The 20,197-nt window shown below is 72.7% G+C and carries 13 protein-coding genes; 9 read left to right on the top strand and 4 right to left on the bottom strand.

Annotated features, from left to right (window positions below):
- Position 1: 1 nt before the first annotated feature.
- A complete protein-coding gene (locus tag ACFPIH_RS06075; RefSeq protein WP_381175243.1) occupies positions 2 to 2,707 on the top strand; it encodes an ABC transporter permease in 2,706 nt (901 codons plus the stop codon).
- Complete coding sequence (locus ACFPIH_RS06070; protein WP_381175245.1) at positions 2,704 to 3,660, top strand: ABC transporter ATP-binding protein; 957 nt, start codon at positions 2,704 to 2,706, stop codon at positions 3,658 to 3,660. Before ACFPIH_RS06075 ends, ACFPIH_RS06070 begins: the two co-directional genes overlap by 4 nt.
- 132 nt (positions 3,661 to 3,792) lie before the next feature.
- On the opposite strand, the gene ACFPIH_RS06065 is transcribed toward ACFPIH_RS06070, so the two are convergent.
- The 3 genes from ACFPIH_RS06065 to ACFPIH_RS06055 form a co-directional block, all read right to left on the bottom strand.
- Complete coding sequence (locus ACFPIH_RS06065; protein ID WP_381175247.1) at positions 3,793 to 5,256, bottom strand: glutamate synthase subunit beta; 1,464 nt, start codon at positions 5,254 to 5,256, stop codon at positions 3,793 to 3,795.
- Positions 5,249 to 9,856 (bottom strand): glutamate synthase large subunit, encoded by a 4,608-nt coding sequence (gene gltB / locus ACFPIH_RS06060; protein WP_381175249.1) that lies wholly within the window; start codon positions 9,854 to 9,856, stop codon positions 5,249 to 5,251. The genes ACFPIH_RS06065 and gltB overlap by 8 nt, the downstream gene beginning before the upstream one ends.
- Before the next feature lie 372 nt (positions 9,857 to 10,228).
- The gene (locus ACFPIH_RS06055; protein WP_381175251.1) at positions 10,229 to 10,960 is read right to left on the bottom strand and encodes a VIT1/CCC1 transporter family protein; all 732 of its coding nucleotides are present in this window, start codon (positions 10,958 to 10,960) and stop codon (positions 10,229 to 10,231) included.
- Positions 10,961 to 11,230: 270 nt separating this feature from the next.
- Here ACFPIH_RS06055 and ACFPIH_RS06050 point away from each other — a divergent pair, with 270 nt between their 5' ends.
- From ACFPIH_RS06050 to ACFPIH_RS06020, 7 genes are read left to right on the top strand one after another with little or no spacing between them, the layout of a single operon-like run.
- Positions 11,231 to 12,274, top strand: a complete 1,044-nt coding sequence (locus ACFPIH_RS06050; RefSeq protein ID WP_381175253.1) for an ADP-ribosylglycohydrolase family protein — start codon at positions 11,231 to 11,233, stop codon at positions 12,272 to 12,274.
- A complete protein-coding gene (locus ACFPIH_RS06045; protein WP_381175255.1) occupies positions 12,271 to 13,524 on the top strand; it encodes an ADP-ribosylglycohydrolase family protein in 1,254 nt (417 codons plus the stop codon). The genes ACFPIH_RS06050 and ACFPIH_RS06045 overlap by 4 nt, the downstream gene beginning before the upstream one ends.
- Positions 13,525 to 13,532: 8 nt before the next feature.
- On the top strand, positions 13,533 to 14,714 hold the full coding sequence (locus tag ACFPIH_RS06040; RefSeq protein WP_381175257.1) for an ADP-ribosylglycohydrolase family protein: 1,182 nt from the start codon (positions 13,533 to 13,535) through the stop codon (positions 14,712 to 14,714).
- Complete coding sequence (locus ACFPIH_RS06035; protein ID WP_381175259.1) at positions 14,702 to 16,144, top strand: ADP-ribosylglycohydrolase family protein; 1,443 nt, start codon at positions 14,702 to 14,704, stop codon at positions 16,142 to 16,144. Before ACFPIH_RS06040 ends, ACFPIH_RS06035 begins: the two co-directional genes overlap by 13 nt.
- A complete protein-coding gene (rbsK, locus tag ACFPIH_RS06030; RefSeq protein WP_381175261.1) occupies positions 16,141 to 17,034 on the top strand; it encodes a ribokinase in 894 nt (297 codons plus the stop codon). The genes ACFPIH_RS06035 and rbsK overlap by 4 nt, the downstream gene beginning before the upstream one ends.
- Positions 17,031 to 18,239: a CaiB/BaiF CoA transferase family protein gene (locus tag ACFPIH_RS06025; protein WP_381175263.1), complete on the top strand. Its 1,209-nt coding sequence runs from the start codon at positions 17,031 to 17,033 to the stop codon at positions 18,237 to 18,239. The genes rbsK and ACFPIH_RS06025 overlap by 4 nt, the downstream gene beginning before the upstream one ends.
- The gene (locus ACFPIH_RS06020; protein WP_381175265.1) at positions 18,236 to 19,072 is read left to right on the top strand and encodes an HpcH/HpaI aldolase/citrate lyase family protein; all 837 of its coding nucleotides are present in this window, start codon (positions 18,236 to 18,238) and stop codon (positions 19,070 to 19,072) included. Before ACFPIH_RS06025 ends, ACFPIH_RS06020 begins: the two co-directional genes overlap by 4 nt.
- Before the next feature lie 60 nt (positions 19,073 to 19,132).
- Here the strand turns inward: ACFPIH_RS06020 and lgt are convergent, their stop codons facing one another.
- Positions 19,133 to 20,170 (bottom strand): prolipoprotein diacylglyceryl transferase, encoded by a 1,038-nt coding sequence (lgt, locus tag ACFPIH_RS06015; protein ID WP_381175563.1) that lies wholly within the window; start codon positions 20,168 to 20,170, stop codon positions 19,133 to 19,135.
- Positions 20,171 to 20,197 lie beyond the last annotated feature (27 nt).

The raw sequence follows: 20,197 nt of genomic DNA, 5'->3' as shown, positions 1-20,197 counted from the left end.
GATGCCCCGGCACGATCCCGGCGCGCCCTGGGTGCGGACCCGGCTGCGGACCGCGCCGACGGCCGCCGTCGCCCTCGGGGTGCTGGTGCTGCTCACGGCGTTCCTGGCCGCCCTGCTGCCCCGGGCCGTGGAGTCGTACGAGTCACGGGCGCTGCGCGAGGCCATCGCCGCCGCTCCCCCGGACTCCACGGTGCTGGAGATGACCGCGCCGCAGCCGGGCCTCGAGATGACGCAGGACGCCCGGGAGGAGGCGTTGCGGCCGAAGGCGCTGGCGGCCGTCCAGGACGCGGCGCTGTCCCGGCTGCCCGCGCCGCTGCGGGCGGATCCCGCGGAGTCGGCGTACGGGGTGCGGACCGGGAAGAGCCTGACGGCGGAGGACACCTATCTGCCCCGGCCCGACGGTGTGCCACCCCGGTTCACCCTGGCCGCGCAGTCGGGACTCGCCGCCCACGCGACCGTACGGCAGGGGCGGCTGCCCGTCGTCGAGGCACCGGTGGCGCAGGGGGCGCGGGAGATCGAGGCCGCCGTGACCGTGGAGACGGCCCGGACGCTGAAGCTGAGGGCCGGTTCCACGCTCACCCTGTCCGGCTTCCCGGCCGGGACGCTGACCGTGCGGATCACCGGGATCCTCGAACCCCGGCGTCCGCAGGGGAGTTACTGGTCGGCGCAGCCGGTCCTGCGCACCCCCGACCTCGCCTACATCGCGGCCAAGCCGCCGCTCTTCTACTGGGAGGCCGGCCTGCTGCTGGCGCCCGACGCGGCCCCGGCGCTGCTCGGCAGCCAGGGGCAGCCGGAGAAGTACTGGCGGTTCGCCCCCGCCACCGGACAGCTCACCGCGCCGGACGCGCCGACGCTCGTCGAGCGGGTCGCCTCCCTCGAAGGCGGGCCCGATCTGCTGCGGATGCGCGACGTCGCCGGGCCCACCGCACAGCTCTCCACCGGCCTGGAGAAGGTCCTCGGCACGTATACGACGACCCGCGCGGCCATCGCACCGGTCGTCGCCGTCGCCGCGTTCGGGATCGCGGCGGTCGCCGCCGTCGTCCTGGTCATGGCCGGTGGACTGGCCGCCGCCCGCCGGGACACCGAACTCGCCCTGCTGCGCGCCCGGGGCGGCTCCCTGCGCGGCATCGCCGGACGGCTGCTCGCCGAGACGGCGGTGGTGGTGCTGCCCGCAGCCGGCTGCGGTCTGCTGCTCGCGATGCTCGCCGTGGACCGGGCCCGGCTGCTGCCCTCCCTGCTGGGTTCGGCCGCCGTGGCCCTGCTCGCCTGCGGCACGCTCCCGGTGCGCGCAGTCGTGGCGCACCGCCGGCCCCGGGCGCACCGGGAACGCGACGACCTCGCCCACGCCCGGCCCGGCGGACGCCGCACGGTCGCCGAACTCACCCTGCTGGTGCTGGCCGTCGGCTCGGTGGCCGCGCTGCGCCGGCGTGGTACGGCCGACGCGGGCGATCTGCTGGTGAGCGCGGCTCCGGTGCTGGTCGGGCTGGTGGCCGCGCTGATCCTCGTACGGCTGTATCCGCTGCCGCTGCGGTGGGCGGCGAGGCCGGCGGCGCGGCTGCGCGGGGTGGTGGGGTTCCTGTCGCTGGCCCGCGCGGGCCGTGCCCCGGCGGCGGTCGCCGCGCTGCCGCTGCTGGCCCTGCTGACGGCGCTGACGACGGCGGCGTTCGGGGGGTCGGTGCTGGCGGGCGTCGCGGACGCCCGGGACCGGGCCGCGCTGCTGGCGACCGGTGCGGACGCCCGCGTCGCCACGGCCGACGGGACCCCGCTGCCGGCGGCGGTGACCCGGGCGGTGCGGGACGTGCCGGGGGTGCGGAAGGTGACGGGCGTCCGTGTCGAGCGCGCCACCTACGGCGGCGAGGAGAACACGGTCACCGTGGTCGGGGTCGAGCCGGACTCCTATGCCGGGCTGGCCCGGGAGGCGGGACTCGGGGCCTTCGCGGCCGACGTGCTGAAGGGCGGGGGCCCGGCCGCCTCGCCTGCGGTCGCCTCGCCCGGGGTCGCCGAGCGGCTGGGGCGGGAGCCGCGCCGGATCGTGACGCCGGACGGGGCGGTCACGGTGCGGATCACCGCCGTACGACCGCGCACTCCCGCCGTGCCCGACGGGGACTTCCTGCTGGTCGACGCGGCGGCGCTGCCCGGCGGGCCCACCGTGCTGCTGGCCACCGGCACCGGGCTGGAGACGAAGGCGCTGCGCCGCGCCGCGAAGGGCCTCGATGTGACCCTGCGCGGCGAGGAGCGCGCGGCGCTGTCCGACGCGCCGTTGCAGACGGGCGCCGAGCGGATCTACGGGTGGACCGTGGCCGCGGGCGCCGGATACGCCGTACTCGCGCTGGTGCTCTCGCTGCTGCGGGCCGCACCGGAACGGGCCGCGCTGCTGGCCCGGCTGCGCACCCTGGGCCTGACCACCCGCCAGGGCCGTCGGCTGCTCGGTCTGGAGGCGCTGCCGCAGGCGCTGCTCGCGGCCGGCGGGGGTGTGGCCGCCGGCTGGGCCACGGTCCTGCTGCTCGCCCCCGGTATCGACCTGGACCGGCTGGCCCTGCCCGGCGCCGGCGCCGCGCAGGGCGCGGCGCTGCGGGCCGACGGGTGGTCGCTGCTGGTGCCGGCGTTGGCGACCGTGCTGCTGGCGGGCGCGGTGGCCGTCGCACAGGCCTGGTGGGCGGGGCGCCGGACACCGATCACCCATCTCAGGGCGGGAGACATGCGTTGAGCGGTACCAGTGAGTCCTTGGCGGAGCTGGAGCAGCGGGCGACGGCACACCGCGACCGGCCCGCCTACGGGCACGACGCGCTGATCGCCTGCGACCGGCTGGTGCGGATCTTCGCCAAACAGGGGGGTGGCGACGCCGTGGAGGTGCAGGCGCTCCAGGGGCTCGATCTCCTCGTCCGGGAGGGCGAGTTGATGGCACTGGTCGGAGCGTCCGGCAGCGGCAAGTCGACGCTGATGAACATCCTGGCGGGCCTGGACGTCCCGACGGCCGGTGCGGCCAGGGTGGCGGGGTGCGATCTGCTGACGATGGACGCGAGGTCGCGGCTGCGGTACCGCCGTGAGGTGGTCGGGTTCGTCTGGCAGCAGACGGCCCGCAATCTGCTGCCGTATCTGACGGCTGCTCAGAATGTGGCGCTGCCCATGCAGTTGGCGGGCGGGCGGCGGAGGAAACGGGCCGGGCGGGCGGACGAGCTGCTGGCCCTGCTCGGTGTCGCCGACTGCCGGGACCGCCGTCCGCCCCAGTTGTCCGGCGGTCAGCAGCAGCGGGTCGCGATCGCCGTCGCCCTCGCCAACGCGCCCTCGGTGCTGCTCGCCGACGAGCCGACCGGCGAGCTGGACTCGGCGACCGGGCAGGAGGTGTTCGCGGCGTTCCGCCGGGTCAACGAGGAGCTGGGCACGACGATCGTCGTCGTCACGCACGACCAGGCGGTGGCCGGTGAGGTCCGCCGTACGGTCGCGATCCGCGACGGCCGCACCTCGACGGAGGTACTGCGCCGCACGGAGGTCGACGAGGCGGGCGAGGAGTCCCTGGTGGCCCGGGAGTACGCGATGCTCGACCGGGCCGGCCGGCTCCAGCTCCCGGCCGAGTACACGACGGCGCTGGGCATGGAGCACCGGGTGCTGCTCGAGCTGGAGGAGGACCACATCGGGGTGTGGCCGGACGAGCACGGGTGAGGGCATACGGCGGCGCCTGCCAGGTCGTCCGGTCGGGGACAGTGAGGCAGGCGCCGTCTGGGGGGTTCTGGGGGAAGTCCCCCCAGATGACCCGCCCGTACGCCTTTGTACGGGACGTTCTCGGTGGGGCCGTCAGACCATCAGGGACCGGTCCGTCGGCCGGATCGGCGCCGGCAGGTCGCTGGCGCCGGTCAGGAAGCGGTCGCAGCCACGCGCGGCCGAGCGGCCCTCGGCGATCGCCCACACGATGAGCGACTGGCCGCGGCCCGCGTCACCGGCGACGAAGACGCCCGGGATGTTGGTCTGGAAGTCGGCGTCGCGGGCGATGTTGCCGCGCTCGTCGAGGTCCAGGCCGAACTGGTCCACGAGGCCGTTCTCGCGGTCGGTGCCGGTGAAGCCCATGGCGAGGGTGACCAGCTGGGCGGGGATCTTGCGCTCGGTGCCCGGCTTGGGGGTCAGCCTGCCCTCGATGAACTCGACCTCGGTGAGGTGCAGCCACTGGACGTTGCCGTCCTCGTCGCCCTCGAAGTGGGTGGTGGAGACGGAGTAGACCCGCTCGCCGCCCTCCTCGTGCGCGGACGTGACCTTGTAGAGCATCGGGAAGGTCGGCCACGGCTGGGAGGCCGCGTTCCGCTCGTCGCCCGGGCGGGGCATGATCTCCAGCTGGGTGACGGAGGCGGCGCCCTGGCGGTGGGCGGTGCCCACGCAGTCCGCGCCGGTGTCGCCGCCGCCGATGACGACGACGTGCTTGCCCTCGGCCGAGACCGGGGCGGTGACGTAGTCGCCCTCCTGGACCTTGTTCGCCAGGGGCAGGTACTCCATCGCCTGGTAGACGCCCTTGAGCTCCCGGCCGGGGACGGGGAGGTCACGGGCGGTCGTGGCGCCGGCGGCGATGACGATCGCGTCGTACCGCTTCTTCAGGTCGGTCGCCCTGATGTCGTGGCCGATCTCGATGCCGGTGCGGAAGCGGGTGCCCTCCGCGCGCATCTGCTCGATACGGCGGTTGATGTGCCGCTTCTCCATCTTGAACTCGGGGATGCCGTACCGGAGGAGGCCTCCGATGCGGTCCGCGCGCTCGTAGACGGCGACGGTGTGGCCGGCCCGGGTGAGCTGCTGGGCGGCGGCCAGGCCCGCCGGGCCCGAGCCGATGACCGCGACGGTCTTGCCGGAGAGCCGCTCGGGGGCCTGCGGGGCGACGTCACCGGTCTCCCACGCCTTGTCGATGATCGAGACCTCGACGTTCTTGATGGTGACGGCCGGCTGGTTGATGCCGAGCACACACGCCGACTCGCACGGCGCCGGGCACAGCCGGCCGGTGAACTCCGGGAAGTTGTTCGTCGCGTGCAGCCGCTCGGAGGCGGCGGTCCAGTCCTCGCGGTAGGCGTAGTCGTTCCACTCGGGGATGAGGTTCCCCAGCGGACAGCCGTTGTGGCAGAACGGGATGCCGCAGTCCATGCACCGGCTGGCCTGCTTGCTGATGATCGGCAGCAGGGAGCCGGGGACGTAGACCTCGTTCCAGTCCTTCAGCCGCACGTCGACGGGACGGGACCTGGCGACCTCGCGCCCGTGGTTCAGAAAGCCCTTCGGGTCAGCCATTGATCGCCGCCTCCATCATCTTCTCGGTGATCTCGGACTCGGAGAGTCCCGCCTGCTCGGCGGCGTCCTTGGCGGCGAGCACTGCCTTGTACGTACTGGGGATGATCTTGCTGAAGCGCTCCGCGGACGCGTCCCAGTCCACGAGGAGCTTCTCGGCGACCGTGGAGGCGGTCTCCTCGGCGTGGCGGCGCACCACGTCGTGCAGCCACCGCTTGTCCGCGTCGTCCAGCGCCTCCACGGCGTCCAGGTTGCCGGCGTTGACGTTGTCGCGGTCGAGGTCGATCACGTAGGCGATGCCGCCGGACATGCCGGCCGCGAAGTTGCGGCCCGTCGTGCCGAGGACCACCGCGTGACCGCCGGTCATGTACTCGCAGCCGTGGTCGCCCACGCCCTCGGAGACCACCAGCGCACCGGAGTTGCGGACGCAGAACCGCTCACCGGTCCGGCCGCGCAGGAACAGCTCGCCGCCGGTCGCGCCGTAGGCGATGGTGTTGCCCGCGATCGTGGAGAACTCGGCGAGGTGGTCGGCGCCCCGGTCGGGACGGACGATCACCCGGCCGCCGGAGAGGCCCTTGCCGACGTAGTCGTTGGCGTCGCCCTCCAGGCGCAGCGTGACACCGCGCGGGAGGAAGGCGCCGAAGGACTGGCCGGCGCTGCCGGTGAAGGTGATGTCGATGGTGTCCTCGGGCAGGCCCGCGCCACCGAACTTCTTCGTCACCTCGTGGCCGAGCATGGTGCCGACCGTGCGGTTGATGTTGCGGACCTTGATCTGGGCGCGCACCGGCTGGGCCTCGGTGGCGTCGGAGGCGGCGAGGGCGTCGGCGGCGAGCTTGATCAGCTCGTTGTCGAGCGCCTTCTCCAGGCCGTGGTCCTGGGCGACGACCTGGTGCAGGGCCGCGCCCTCGGGCAGGTCGGGCACGTGGAACAGCGGGGCCAGGTCCAGGCCCTGGGCCTTCCAGTGGTCGACGGCACGCTCCACGTCGAGCAGCTCGGCGTGACCGACGGCCTCCTCGATGGACCGGAAGCCCAGCTCGGCCAGCAGCTCGCGGACCTCTTCGGCGATGAACCGGAAGAAGTTCACGACGTACTCGGCCTTGCCGGCGAACCGGTCGCGCAGGACCGGGTTCTGGGTGGCGATGCCGACGGGGCAGGTGTCCAGGTGGCAGACGCGCATCATGACGCAGCCGGAGACGACGAGCGGCGCGGTCGCGAAACCGAACTCCTCGGCGCCGAGCAGCGCGGCGATGACCACGTCGCGGCCGGTCTTCAGCTGGCCGTCCGTCTGGACGACGATCCGGTCGCGCAGACCGTTGAGCAGCAGGGTCTGCTGGGTCTCGGCGAGGCCGAGCTCCCAGGGGCCGCCGGCGTGCTTGAGGGACGTCAGCGGCGAGGCGCCCGTGCCGCCGTCGTGGCCGGAGATCAGGACGACGTCCGCGTGGGCCTTGGACACACCCGTGGCGACCGTGCCGACGCCGACCTCCGAGACCAGCTTCACGTGGATCCGCGCCTGCGGGTTCGCGTTCTTCAGGTCGTGGATCAGCTGGGCGAGGTCCTCGATGGAGTAGATGTCGTGGTGCGGCGGCGGGGAGATCAGACCGACACCGGGGGTGGAGTGCCGGGTCTTGGCGACCCACGGGTACACCTTGTGGCCGGGCAGCTGGCCGCCCTCGCCGGGCTTGGCGCCCTGGGCCATCTTGATCTGGATGTCGTCCGCGTTGACCAGGTACTCGCTGGTCACGCCGAAGCGGCCGGAGGCGACCTGCTTGATGGCGGACCGGCGCGCCGGGTCGTAGAGCCGGTCGGCGTCCTCGCCGCCCTCACCGGTGTTGGACTTGCCGCCCAGCTGGTTCATGGCGATGGCGAGGGTTTCGTGCGCCTCCTTGGAGATGGAGCCGTACGACATGGCGCCGGTGGAGAAGCGCTTGACGATCTCGGAGACGGGCTCGACCTCGTCGACGGAGATCGGCGTACGGCCCTCGGGACCGGTCTTGAAGCCGAAGAGCCCGCGGAGGGTCATCAGCCGCTCGGACTGCTCGTTCACGCGGTCCGTGTACTTCTTGAAGATGTCGAAGCGGTTGGCACGCGTGGAGTGCTGGAGGCGGAAGACCGTCTCCGGGTCGAACAGGTGCGGCTCGCCCTCGCGGCGCCACTGGTACTCGCCGCCGATGTCGAGGGCGCGGTGGGCCGGCGCGATGCCGGAGGCCGGGTAGGCCTTGGCGTGGCGGGCGGCGACCTCCTTGGCGACGACGTCGATGCCGATGCCGCCGATCTTGGTGGCCGTGCCGCTGAAGTACTTGGCCACGAAGGCGTCGTCGAGACCGACGGCCTCGAAGACCTGGGCGCCGCGGTAGGAGGCGACGGTGGAGATGCCCATCTTGGACATGACCTTCAGGACGCCCTTGCCGAGCGCGTAGATCAGGTTGCGGATGGCCTGCTCGGGCTCTATGTCCGACAGGAAGGTGCCGGCGCGGACCAGGTCCTCGACGGACTCCATCGCCAGGTACGGGTTGACCGCGGCGGCGCCGAAGCCGATCAGCAGGGCGACGTGGTGCACTTCGCGGACGTCGCCGGCCTCGACCAGCAGGCCCACCTGGGTGCGCTGCTTGGTGCGGATGAGGTGGTGGTGGACGGCCGCGGTGAGCAGCAGCGAGGGGATCGGCGCGTGCTCGGCGTCGGAGTGACGGTCCGACAGGACGATCAGACGGGCGCCGTTGTCTATCGCGGCGTCGGCCTCGGCGCAGATCTCGTCGATGCGGGCGGCGAGCGCGTCGCCGCCGCCGTGCACCCGGAACAGTCCGGAAAGGGTCGCGGCCTTGAAGCCGGGCATGTCGCCGTCGGCGTTGATGTGGATGAGCTTGGCCAGCTCGTCGTTGTCGATCACCGGGAAGGGCAGCGTGACGGTGCGACAGGAGGCGGCCGTCGGCTCGAGGATGTTGCCCTCGGGGCCGAGGGACGAGCGCAGGGAGGTGACCAGCTCCTCGCGGATCGCGTCCAGCGGCGGGTTGGTGACCTGCGCGAACAGCTGGGTGAAGTAGTCGAACAGCAGACGCGGACGCGAGGACAGCGCGGCGATCGGCGAGTCGGTGCCCATCGAACCGAGCGGCTCGCCGCCGGTCTTGGCCATCGGCGCGAGGATGACCCGCAGCTCCTCCTCGGTGTAGCCGAAGGTCTGCTGGCGGCGGGTGACCGAGGCGTGGGTGTGCACGATGTGCTCGCGCTCGGGCAGGTCGCCCAGCTCGATCTCGCCGGCCTCCAGCCACTCGGCGTAGGGGGCCGCGGCGGCGAGCTCCGCCTTGATCTCGTCGTCCTCGATGATGCGGTGCTCGGCGGTGTCGACGAGGAACATCCGGCCGGGCTGGAGACGGCCCTTGCGGACGACCTTGGCGGGGTCGATGTCGAGGACGCCGACCTCGGAGCCGAGGACGACGAGGCCGTCGTCGGTGACCCAGTAGCGGCCGGGGCGCAGACCGTTGCGGTCGAGCACGGCGCCGACCTGGATGCCGTCGGTGAAGGTGACACAGGCCGGGCCGTCCCAGGGCTCCATCATCGTGGAGTGGAACTGGTAGAAGGCGCGCCGGGCCGGGTCCATGGAGTCGTGGTTCTCCCACGCCTCCGGGATCATCATCAGCACGGAGTGCGGCAGCGAACGCCCGCCGAGGTGGAGCAGTTCGAGCACCTCGTCGAAGGACGCCGAGTCGGAGGCGTCCGGCGTACACACCGGGAAGACGCGCTCGATGGCCTTCTCGTCCGCGCCGAACAGGTCCGAGACCAGCTGCGACTCACGGGCGGTCATCCAGTTGCGGTTGCCCTTGACGGTGTTGATCTCACCGTTGTGCGCGACGAAGCGGTAGGGGTGGGCGAGCGGCCACGACGGGAAGGTGTTCGTGGAGAAGCGGGAGTGGACGAGCGACACGGCCGAGGCGAAGCGGCGGTCGGACAGGTCCGGGAAGAAGGGCTCGAGCTGGCCGGTGGTCAGCATGCCCTTGTAGACGATCGTCCGCGCGGACAGCGACGGGAAGTACACGCCGGCCTCGCGCTCGGCGCGCTTGCGCAGCACGAACGCCTTGCGGTCGAGGTCGATGCCCTCGCTCTCGCCGTCGCTGACGAAGATCTGCCGGAAGGCGGGCATGGTGGAGCGGGCGGTGGAGCCGAGCAGCTCGGGGGCGACCGGGACCTCGCGCCAGCCGAGGACGGTGAGGCCCTCGTCGTCGGCGATCGTCCCGATCTGCGAGACGACGTCCTCGATGCCGTCCTCCGGGAGGAAGGCGATGCCCACGGCGTAGGAGCCGGCCTCGGGCAGTTCGAACCCGGTGACCTCGCGGAGGAAGGCGTCGGGGACCTGGGTCAGGATGCCCGCGCCGTCGCCGGAGTCCGGCTCGGCTCCGGTGGCGCCGCGGTGCTCAAGGTTGCGCAGAACAGTCAGCGCCTGCTCGACCAGCGTGTGGCTCGCCTCGCCGGTGAGGTTGGCCACGAAGCCGACGCCACAGGCGTCGTGCTCGTTGCGGGGGTCGTACATACCCTGCGCAGCAGGGCGAGCATCCATGAAGGACCAGTTTCGGCCATTCGCGGAGTGCTGGGACGGCTGGCGCGGCGTACGCATCGGCTCTCCCGTCGTCGTCTCTAGTGGCATATCTGCGTGCGAAGGGACGACGTTGGCCCTCTGCGTGAGTGCAAAATTTCGTGCAGGTTACATGATGGAGCGGTTCTCGGGAACCGGATATTCCGTTCCAACATGCGGACGCCATGCGCGCACGGTGGGGGTGCCGCGCGCATGGCTGGAAGTATGTGGGGGCCGAACAGGACAGATCGATGTCCGTCGGTCCGCGAGGCGGAGGGAGCGTCGTCGCCCACCCCGCGAGTGCGCCGCAGGCCTCATTGCCCACAGCGCTTACGGCTCATGCCCACTGGTTAAGCCGCCGAAACCAGTCGGTAACGGCTACTTATGCGACCCAACGTATAAGTAGCGGTCGCACTATCCTACGGCCGTCCCGAACAGACTGCCCAGGGCGTACGTCACACCGGCCGCCGCACCGCCCAGTGCCAGCTGCCGCAGCCCGCTGTACCACCAGGTCCGCGCGGTCACCCGGGCCACCACGGCACCACAGGCGAACAGCCCGAACAACGCCAGCAGCACGGCCGGCCACAGCGCGCTCGCGCCCAGCAGATACGGCAGTACGGGCAGCAGCGCGCCGAGCGCGAAGGAGCCGAAGCTCGACACCGCGGCGACCAGCGGCGACGGCAGATCGGAAGGGTCGATGCCCAGCTCCTCCCGGGCATGGATCTCCAGCGCCCGCTCAGGATCGCGCGACAGCTGCCCGGCGACCTGCCGGGCCAGCGCCGGCTCCACCCCCCGCGCCTCGTACAGCGCGGCGAGCTCTGCCTCCTCCCCCTCCGGATGCCTGCGCAGCTCCCGCCGCTCGACGTCCAGCTCGGCCTCGATGAGCTCGCGCTGCGAGGCGACGGAGGTGTACTCGCCGGCGGCCATGGAGAAGGCGCCGGCGGTGAGCCCGGCCAGTCCGGTCAGTACGACGGTGTGCTGACTCACGGCCCCGCCCGCGACACCCGTCATCAGGGCGAGGTTGGAGACGAGCCCGTCCATCGCGCCGAAGACGGCGGGGCGCAGCCAGCCGCCGTTCACATCGCGGTGGGTGTGGTTGTCACGGTGCGCCTCGTGCAGCGGCGCTTCGATGTCGATGATGGCCACGAGATCCCCCAGATAGCTAAGGCAAAGCTAACTTTAGACTGATTCCAATATCCGACAACGCCCAAGATACCCCTCCGCATTCCCGCCCACCAGGAAGGCGAGGATGCCCTAACCTGCACCTTTACCCTCGATCGCTCATTCGATCGGGAGGCCGCACAAATGTCGACCGGGTGACATGAGGGGGTTTCAGGCTCGGGTCAACCGCCGATGGTGGGACACATCCGCAAAGGGTTCCGCTCCCGTGCGGAGCCCCCGGAGGAGAGGCCTCGTATGGCATCGATCCGTGAACGGGCCCGCGGCGCCCTGCTGGGCCTGGCCGTCGGGGACGCGCTCGGCGCACCGGCCGAGAACATGAAGCCCTCCGAGATCCGCGCCCGCTGGGGCCGTATCACCGGCTATGTGACCGACACGCCGACCGGCACGGACGACACGGAGTACGCGATCTTCTCCGGCCTGCTCCTCGCCCGCCACGGCTCGGCCCTCACCCCGGCACATGTCGAGGCGGCCTGGCACCAGTGGATCGCCGACCGCGACGAGGGCGCCTTCCGGGGCGCCGGCTTCAGCGAACGCGGCACCCTGGAGAACCTCCGCCGGGGCCTGGCCGCCCCCATTTCCGCACAGCACCGGCACGCCTGGAGCGACGGCCTCGCCATGCGCGCGGCCCCCTTCGGCGTGTTCGCGGCGGGCCGCCCCGCCGAAGCGGCCCGCCTGGTCGCCATCGACGGCTCGGTGAGCCACGACGGCGAGGGCATCTACGGCGGCCAGGCGGTCGCGGCGGGGGTGGCCGCGGCGATGGCGGGCGCCTCGACCATGGCCGTCGTCGCCTCCGCGCTGGCCGTGATCCCGGACGACTCCTGGACGGCCCGCTCCCTGCGCCGGGCGGTGACGGTCGCCCACCGCGGCGAACGCGCGGTCCGCTCCGCCGTCGTCATCGGCGGCTACCCCTGGACCGACCTCGCCCCCGAAGCCGTCGCCCTCGCCTTCGGCGCGTACGCGGCGGCCGACGGCGACTTCACGGAGGCGGTCCTCACGGCCGTCAACATGGGCCGCGACGCCGACACGACGGCGGCGGTGGCAGGCGCCCTGGCCGGCGCGACGAGCGGTGCGACGGCCGTCCCGCCGGCCTGGGCGGCGGCCATCGGCCCGGCCCGCGGCAGCTGCCTCCCCTCCATGGCGGGCCACCACGTCCTGGACGTGGCGGAACTACTGGTCCCGGAGGAGGGCGGCAAATGGGGCGAGGGCGTGATCGCGGAGGCCCTCCTCTCCACCTTGGTGGGCACTCCGGCAGACGATGAGACGGAGGTACACGCATGAGACCGACGATTGCCGCGGATCCGTACGCGCCCGCAGCCGCCGACGGCGGGGAGGTACCACTGGGGCCACCCGCACCTGCCCCTCATAGCCGCACAGGTGGTGCGGGTGGGAACACACCGGCCGAAGGCGAAGCCGAGGCCGGACGGATCCTCGGCCTCCTCCTGGGCCTCGCCGCGGGCGACGCCGCCGGCTGGCCCGCCGCCCGCCACAGAGCCGCCCGGATGCCCGAGTGGACCCGCCGCCTGACCCGCGAACTCGACACCTTCGCCGAGCACAACGCCACCACCACCCTCCCCGTCCCCATCGCCCTCAACCAACCCCCCGAACCCCTCCGCCTCGGCCCCTCCGACGATGCCGAATGGGCGGCCTTCGCCGCGGAAGCGGTCCTGCGCGCCGGCGACGACACCGTCCTGGGCGACCTCAGCCGCCAACGCCGTATGCGCGCCGCCATCGACCTCGCCTGGAACGCCCTCGCCAGCGAGGTCGCCGCGGCGGCGGACCGCGCCCCCGAGGTCGAGTCCGCCGTACTCCCCCTCCGCGCCCGCATCTCCGTCCGGGCCGGCCTGGGCAACCTCGCCGCCGGCCTACGACCCCCCGCCACCGGCCACGACAACCCCCACTACTTCGACGACGCGGCCTGCGTACGCGCCTGCGTGCTCGCCGTGGCCCACCCCGGCGCCCCCCGACTCGCCGCGGAACTCGCCGAGTTCGACGCCCGCTACACCCAGGACGGCGACGGCGTCCACGGCGCCCGGGCGATGGCCGCCGCGCTCTCCCTCGCGCTCACCGGCGAGACCCCCGACATCTGCCTGGAGGCGGCGCTGGCCGAACTCCCCGCACACACCGAGATCGGCCGCAACGCCCGCCACGCGCTGAAGCTCGCCCACACCGCGGACAGCGCGTTCGCCCTGGTCCCCCTCCTGGAACACCAGATCGTCGACCACGTCTACAGCTACGGCATCGCCGCCGCGGAGACGGTCCCGGTGGCCCTCGCCCTGGTCAAGGCGTCCCACGGCCGCATCTCTGAAGCGGTCCCCGCCGCGGCCTGCCTCTCCAGGGTCGCGGACTCGGCCCCCGCGCTGGCGGGCGCGCTGACCGGCGCCCTCGGCGGCGACGACAGCATCCCCGCCCCCTGGCGGGACACCTGCCGCACCCTCTCCGGCTGCGTACTCCCCCGCCTCACCGGCACCGACCTGGTGGAACTCGCCGGACTCCTGGAAGCCACACAACCGGCACACCCAGGGGGATGATTCGGGCTATGCCCAACAAAACAACAGAAACCAGCAAGAGCACGGGGCTGGAAGAACGCCTCACCGGCGCCCTGGTCGGCGCCGCCGTCGGCGACGCCCTCGGCGGCCCGGTGGAGGGCTACTCCCCCGACCAGATCCTCGAACGCCACGGCGGCCGGGTGCACGGCATCGTCGGCCCCTGGAACGGCGACGACTGGCGCACCGCCCGCCCCATCGCCCCGTACCACAAGGGCGACGGCCACGTCACCGACGACACCCTGATGACCCACGCGCTGATCAGGGTCTACGCGAAGGTCCGCGACCACCTCACCGCGTACACGATCGCCGAACACCTCGTCCCGGACCTGATGACGACCCCCCGCTGGATCCCGGAGCTGGAAGCCGAGGCCCTCCCCCTCCACCGTCTCTTCCTGGCCGAGAAATGGCTGGTCACCCGCCTCCACTACGGCCATGTGGACCCCCGGGAGGCCGGCGTCGGCAACATCGTCAACTGCGGCGCGGCGATGTACATGGCCCCGGTCGGCCTGGTCAACGCGGCCGACCCGGCGACGGCGTACGCGGAGGCCCTGGACATCGCGGGCGCCCACCAGTCGTCGTACGGCCGTGAGGCGGCCGGGGTCTTCGCGGCGGCCGTCGCGGCGGCCTGCGCCCCGGACGCGACCCCCGACTCGATCGTGACGGCCTGCCTGGCCCTGGCGAAGGACGGCACCCGCACGGCGATCGAGAAGGTCTGTGAAGAGGCGTCCCGCCACCGGGACTTCGAGTCGGCCCTGCTCCCCCTGCGCCGGGCGGTGACCCCCTACGACACCGTCGGCCCCGACTACCGACAGCCCTCGCTCGGCGCCCGCCGCCCCTCCCGTCTGCACGCGATCGAGGAACTCCCCATCGCCCTGGGCATGCTGCTGGTGGCCGACGGCGACTACCGGCACGCCGTCCTCGGCGCGGTCAACTACGGCCGCGACTGCGACTCGATCGCGACGATGGCGGGCGCGATCAGCGGCGCCCTGGGCTTCCCCGTCCCCGACGACTGGTCGAAACAGGTGGCCGAGGCAAGCCGTCTGGACCTCTGGGCACCGGCCCGCACCCTCACCGAGGTCACCCGCGAGATCTTCACCCGGGACGTCCACCGGCGCCGGGCCCACGAGGCATCTCTCACCACCCTCCTCGGAGGCCAGGGATGCTCCGCCTGACCTGGGTCCAACCGGAAGACCTCCTGGGCCACGAACTCCACCAGGCCCTGGAGGACGGCCGCGACGCCCACACCATCGCAACCCGCTGGAAGACAGCAGGCGGGTCAGAAGCCCCACCCCGAGCGGGAGCCTCCCCCCACCGCCCGTCCCCCTACCTCCGCCAACTCGCAGAAGACCTCTTGGACGAACTCGCCGAATTGCCCAGCCCCTTGGCAGAGGACGAACCAACGGATCTGGTCGCCATCCTCCCCAGCTGCGGGCAGTCACGCCTCCCCCAGCGCCTCAAGGGCCTGGGGGGACCCCCAGGCGGCACGGGTGGGCGGTGGGGGTCCCCCCGCCCGGCCCCCACCCAGGCCGCCCTGGAAGCAGCCTGGCTGGGCAGAGCGGTCGGCTGCCTCCTGGGCAAACCGGTAGAAAAACTCCCCCTACAAGCCATCAGAGACCTGGCCAGGTCCACCGCCAACTGGCCCCTGAGCACCTACTTCACAGCCCAAGGCGTCCCCCCGCCCCTCCTCTCACAACACCCCTGGAACCGCCGCTCGGCGGCAACCTCCCTCGCCGAGAACATCAACGGCATGCCCGAGGACGACGACCTCAACTACCCCCTCCTCAACCTCCTCCTGCTCCAACGCCACGGCAGGAACTTCACCACCACCGACGTGGCGAAACTCTGGCTGGACGAACTCCCGGCGGGCCGCACCTTCACCGCCGAACGCATCGCCTACCGCAACCTCCTCTCCGGCATCGAACCCCCGCACACCGCCCGCCACCGCAACCCCTTCCGCGAATGGATCGGCGCCCTCATCCGCGCCGACGTCCACGGCTGGACCAACCCCGGCGACCCGACCGCCGCCGCCGCGCAGGCCCACCGCGACGCGACCCTCACCCACACCGCGAACGGCGTCTACGCGGCGATGTTCACAGCCGCGGTCATCGCCACCGCGGCCACCGGCGGCCACGACGTCCACACCTGCCTCCGCACCGGCCTCACGGTGGTCCCACCCCGCTCCCGCCTGGCGAAAGCGGTCACTCACGCGATCCAACTCGCCGAAGCCCACGCCCACACCGACTTCGACACGGTCGTCGACGAACTCCACACCACCCACAAGGGAACCCACTGGGTCCACGCGATCCCCAACACCGCCCTGATCGCCGCCGCGCTCACCCACGCGAACGGCGACTTCACCGGCTCCATCTGCCGCGCGGTGTCCGGCGGCTGGGACACCGACTCCAACGGCGCGACCGCGGGCAGCATCGCCGGCCTCCTCGCCGGTGACCCGTCCGCCCTCCCCGACCGCTGGACGGCACCTCTCCGCAACCGCCTCGCCACCTCCGTCGCCGGCTTCGACGGCACCGGCTTCGACACGCTCGCCCACCTCACCTGGTCCCTCACCCGCTCCCTCACCCACCGGGAGGCATCCCGCCCATGACCGACATCGTCGTGCTCGGCAGCACGAACATGGACCTGGTCGCGTACGTCGAGAAGGCCCCGCAGCGCGGAGAGACCGTGACGGGACGGGAGTTCCGTACGGTCCCCGGCGGCAAGGGCGCCAACCAGGCGATCGCCGCCGCCCACGCGGGCGGCACCGTCTCGATGATCGGCGCGATCGGCAACGACTCCTTCGGCGCCCGTCTGCGCTCCGCCCTCGAACACTCCGGGGTGAACACCGACCACCTGCGCACGGTCGAGTTCCCGTCCGGCACCGCGCACATCGTCGTGGACGACGAGGGCGGCAACGCGATCGTCGTCGTCCCCGGCGCGAACGGCACCGTCGACCACCTCGCCCCCGGCGACGAAGGCCTGATCGCCTCCGCCGACGCGCTCCTGCTCCAGCTGGAGGTCCCGCTGCCCGCCGTCGTCGCGGGCGCCCGCGCGGCCCGCGGCCACGGGGTCCGTACGATCCTCACCCCGGCCCCCGCCCGGCCCCTCCCGCCCGAACTCCTCGCCGCCACCGACCTGTTGGTCCCCAACGAACACGAGGCCGCCGCCCTCACCGGCCGCACCGACCCACGCGAGGCGGCCATCGCTCTGCTGGACGCCGTCCCGGAGGTCGTCATCACCCTCGGCGCGGCGGGCAGCCTCTACGCCACCCGAGGCGCCGAGCTCCTCACCGTCCCCGCCCCTCATGTCACCGCCGTCGACTCGACCGGCGCGGGCGACACGTTCGTCGGCGCCCTCGCGGTGGCCCTCGGCGAGAACCGCCCCGTACGGGAGGCCCTGACCTGGGCGGCAGCGGCGGCGGCCCTCTCGGTCCAGCGGCCGGGCGCCTCCGCGTCGATGCCGTACCGCTCCGAGATCGACAAGCAGTACGCGTCATGACCGGGACAGAGGCCACGGCGACCACACCCCTGGACGGCCTGCGCGTCCTCGACCTGGCCACCCTCTTCGCCGGACCCCTCGCCGCCACCCTCCTCGGCGACTTCGGCGCGGAGGTCGTCAAGGTCGAGCACCCCACGAAACCGGACCCCTCCCGGGGCCACGGTCCGGCCAAGGACGGCATCGGTCTGTGGTGGAAGCACCTGGGCCGCAACAAGCGCACGATCACCCTGGACCTGTCCCGCCCCGGCGGCCGTGCCACCCTGCTCCGCCTCGCCGCCGGCGCCGACGTGATCATCGAGAACTTCCGCCCCGGCACCCTGGAGAAATGGGACCTGGGCTGGGAGGAGCTCTCCGCCGTCAACCCCCGTCTGGTCCTCACCCGTGTCACCGCCTTCGGCCAGTTCGGGCCGTACGCGCACCGTCCCGGCTTCGGCACGCTCGCCGAGGCGATGAGCGGCTTCGCCGCGGTCACCGGCGAACCGGACGCGCCCCCGACCCTCCCGCCGTTCGGCCTCGCCGACTCGATCACGGCGCTGGCCACGGCGTACGCCGTCATGACGGCCCTCGCCGCGCGCGAGCGCACCGGGGAGGGCCAGGTCGTCGACATGGCGATCATCGAGCCGATGCTGGCGGTCCTCGGCCCGGGGCCCCTCTGGTACGACCAGCTGGGATACGTCCAGGAGCGCACCGGGAACCGCTCCGCGAACAACGCCCCGCGCAACACCTACCGCACGGCCGACGGCACCTGGGTCGCCGTCTCCACCTCGGCCCAGTCGATCGCGGAACGCGTCCTGCGCCTGGTCGGGCGGCCCGATCTGATCGACGAGCCGTGGTTCGCGACGGGCGCCGGACGGGCCACGCACGCCGACGTCCTCGACGCGGCGGTCGGCGCCTGGATCGCCGCCCGCACCCGCACCGAGGTGCTCGCCGCGTTCGAGAAGGCGGAGGCGGCCGTCGCCCCGGTCCAGGACGTACGGGACGTCATGGCCGACCCCCAGTACCTGGCCCTCGACACGGTCACCGCCGTCGACGACCCGGAGCTGGGCCGGATCCGTATGCAGAACGTCCTCTTCCGCCTCTCCGCGACCCCCGGCGCGATCCGCTGGCCCGGCCGCCCGCACGGCGCCGACACGGAGGAGGTCCTGACGGAGCTCGGTCTCACCCCAGCCGACCTGTCCGCCCTCCGCGCGGAGGGCGCCCTGTGACCGTGGCGACCCCCCTCACCTGGCTGTACGCCCCCGGCGACCGCCCCCACACCGTCACCAAGGCGCTCACCTCCGGCGCGGACGTGGTGATCATCGACCTGGAGGACGCCGTCGCCCCGGACCGCAAGGCGTACGCCCGCGAGGCCACCGCCGAGCGGCTCTCCGAGCGCCAGCCGGTCCCGGTGCACGTCCGGGTGAACGCCCTGGACGGGCCGCTGGCCTCGGCCGACCTCCGGGCGGTGGCGTCCCTGCCCGGCGTCCGGGGCGTGCGGCTGCCGAAGGTGACCTCCCCGCAGCAGATCGCCCGGATCGCCGAGACCACCGCCCCGGCCGACGGCGGCGCGCCCTCGCTGTACGCCCTCCTGGAGACGGCCCTCGGCGTCGAACACGCCTACGCCATCGCCGCCGCCCACCCCGCCCTGCGGGGCATCGCCCTCGGTGAGGCCGATCTCCGCGCCGACCTGGGCATCCGGGAGGACGCGGGCCTCGACTGGTGCCGCTCGCGGGTGGTCGTCGCCGCCCGGGCCGCCGGTCTCGCCCCGCCGACGCAGTCCGTCCACCCCGACACCCGGGACCTGAACGGCCTCGCGGCCTCCTGCGCCCACGGCCGTACCCTCGGCTTCCTGGGCCGCGCCGCCATCCACCCCCGCCAGCTCCCGATCATCGAGCGCGCCTACCTGCCCACGGAACAGGAACTCGACGAGGCGGAGACGATCGTCAAGGCGGCGGTGACCGAACAGGGCGCCCAGGCCCTCCCCGACGGCCGCTTCATCGACGCGGCGGTGGTGGCAGCGGCCCAACGGACCCTGTCGCTGGCGGCACGCAGAAGGTAGTTCTCACGACGAAGGGCGCCCGGCAGACCCGGGCGCCCTTCGTCGTCGTACAACGGACCGTCAGGCCTTCTTGCCCGCCGACTCCGCCTCGTCCTTGGCTTCGGCCTTGGCCTCGGCCTCGTCCTTCGCTTTGTCCTCGGTCTCTTCCTCGGTCTCAGCCTCAGCCTTGGCGTCGGCCGAGTCCTCGGCAGGAGTCGCGTCCTCTGCCTCGGCGGCCTCGGCGTCGGCCGCCTCGTCCTTGGGCTTGTCCTCGTCCTCGCCGCCCTCGGCGGCGTCATCCGCGGCGCCGGGTTCCACGACCTCTTCGCGTCCGGGCCGCTTCCGCGCCGACAGGACGATGTACGTCACCGCGAGCAGGAAGACAACGATCGCGGTCCAGTCGTTCAGCCGCAGGCCCAGGATGTGATGGGCGTCGTCGACCCGCATGTACTCGATCCAGGCGCGCCCCACGCAGTACGCGGCGACGTACAGCGCGAACGCCCGCCCGTGCCCCAGCTTGAAGCGGCGGTCGGCCCAGATGACGAGAAGCGCGACGCCGATGCACCACAGCGACTCGTACAGGAACGTCGGGTGGTAGTAGCCCGGCACCCGGCCGTCCGACGAGGACGTGATGTGCAGGGCCCAGGGCAGGTCGGTCGGCTTGCCGTACAGCTCCTGGTTGAACCAGTTGCCCCAGCGGCCGATCGCCTGGGCGAGGGCGATGCCGGGTGCGATGGCGTCGGCGTAAGCGGGCAGCGGGATGCCGCGTCGGCGGCAGCCGATCCACGCGCCCACCGCGCCGAGCGCGATCGCGCCCCAGATGCCGAGCCCGCCCTCCCAGATCTTGAAGGCGTCCACCCAGTCACGGCCCTCGCTGAAGTACAGCTCGTAGTCCGTGATCACGTGGTAGAGCCGGCCGCCGACGAGGCCGAAGGGCACCGCCCAGACGGAGATGTCGGCCACCGTGCCGACCCGCCCGCCGCGGGCGATCCAGCGTTTGTTGCCGAGCCAGACCGCGACGAAGACGCCGATGATGATGCAGAACGCGTAGCCACGCAGCGGAATGGGACCGAGGTGCAGCACCCCGCGCGACGGGCTGGGAATGTAGGCAAGGTTCAGGGGAAGGTTCATGGCAAGGTCGACGCT

The organism is Streptomyces vulcanius (assembly GCF_042653945.1).
In the GTDB taxonomy this organism is placed as follows: Bacteria; Actinomycetota; Actinomycetes; order Streptomycetales; family Streptomycetaceae; genus Streptomyces; species Streptomyces mangrovi.
The sequence above is the reverse complement of the archived record's forward strand: the minus strand, read 5'-3'. Positions and strand labels throughout refer to the sequence as shown.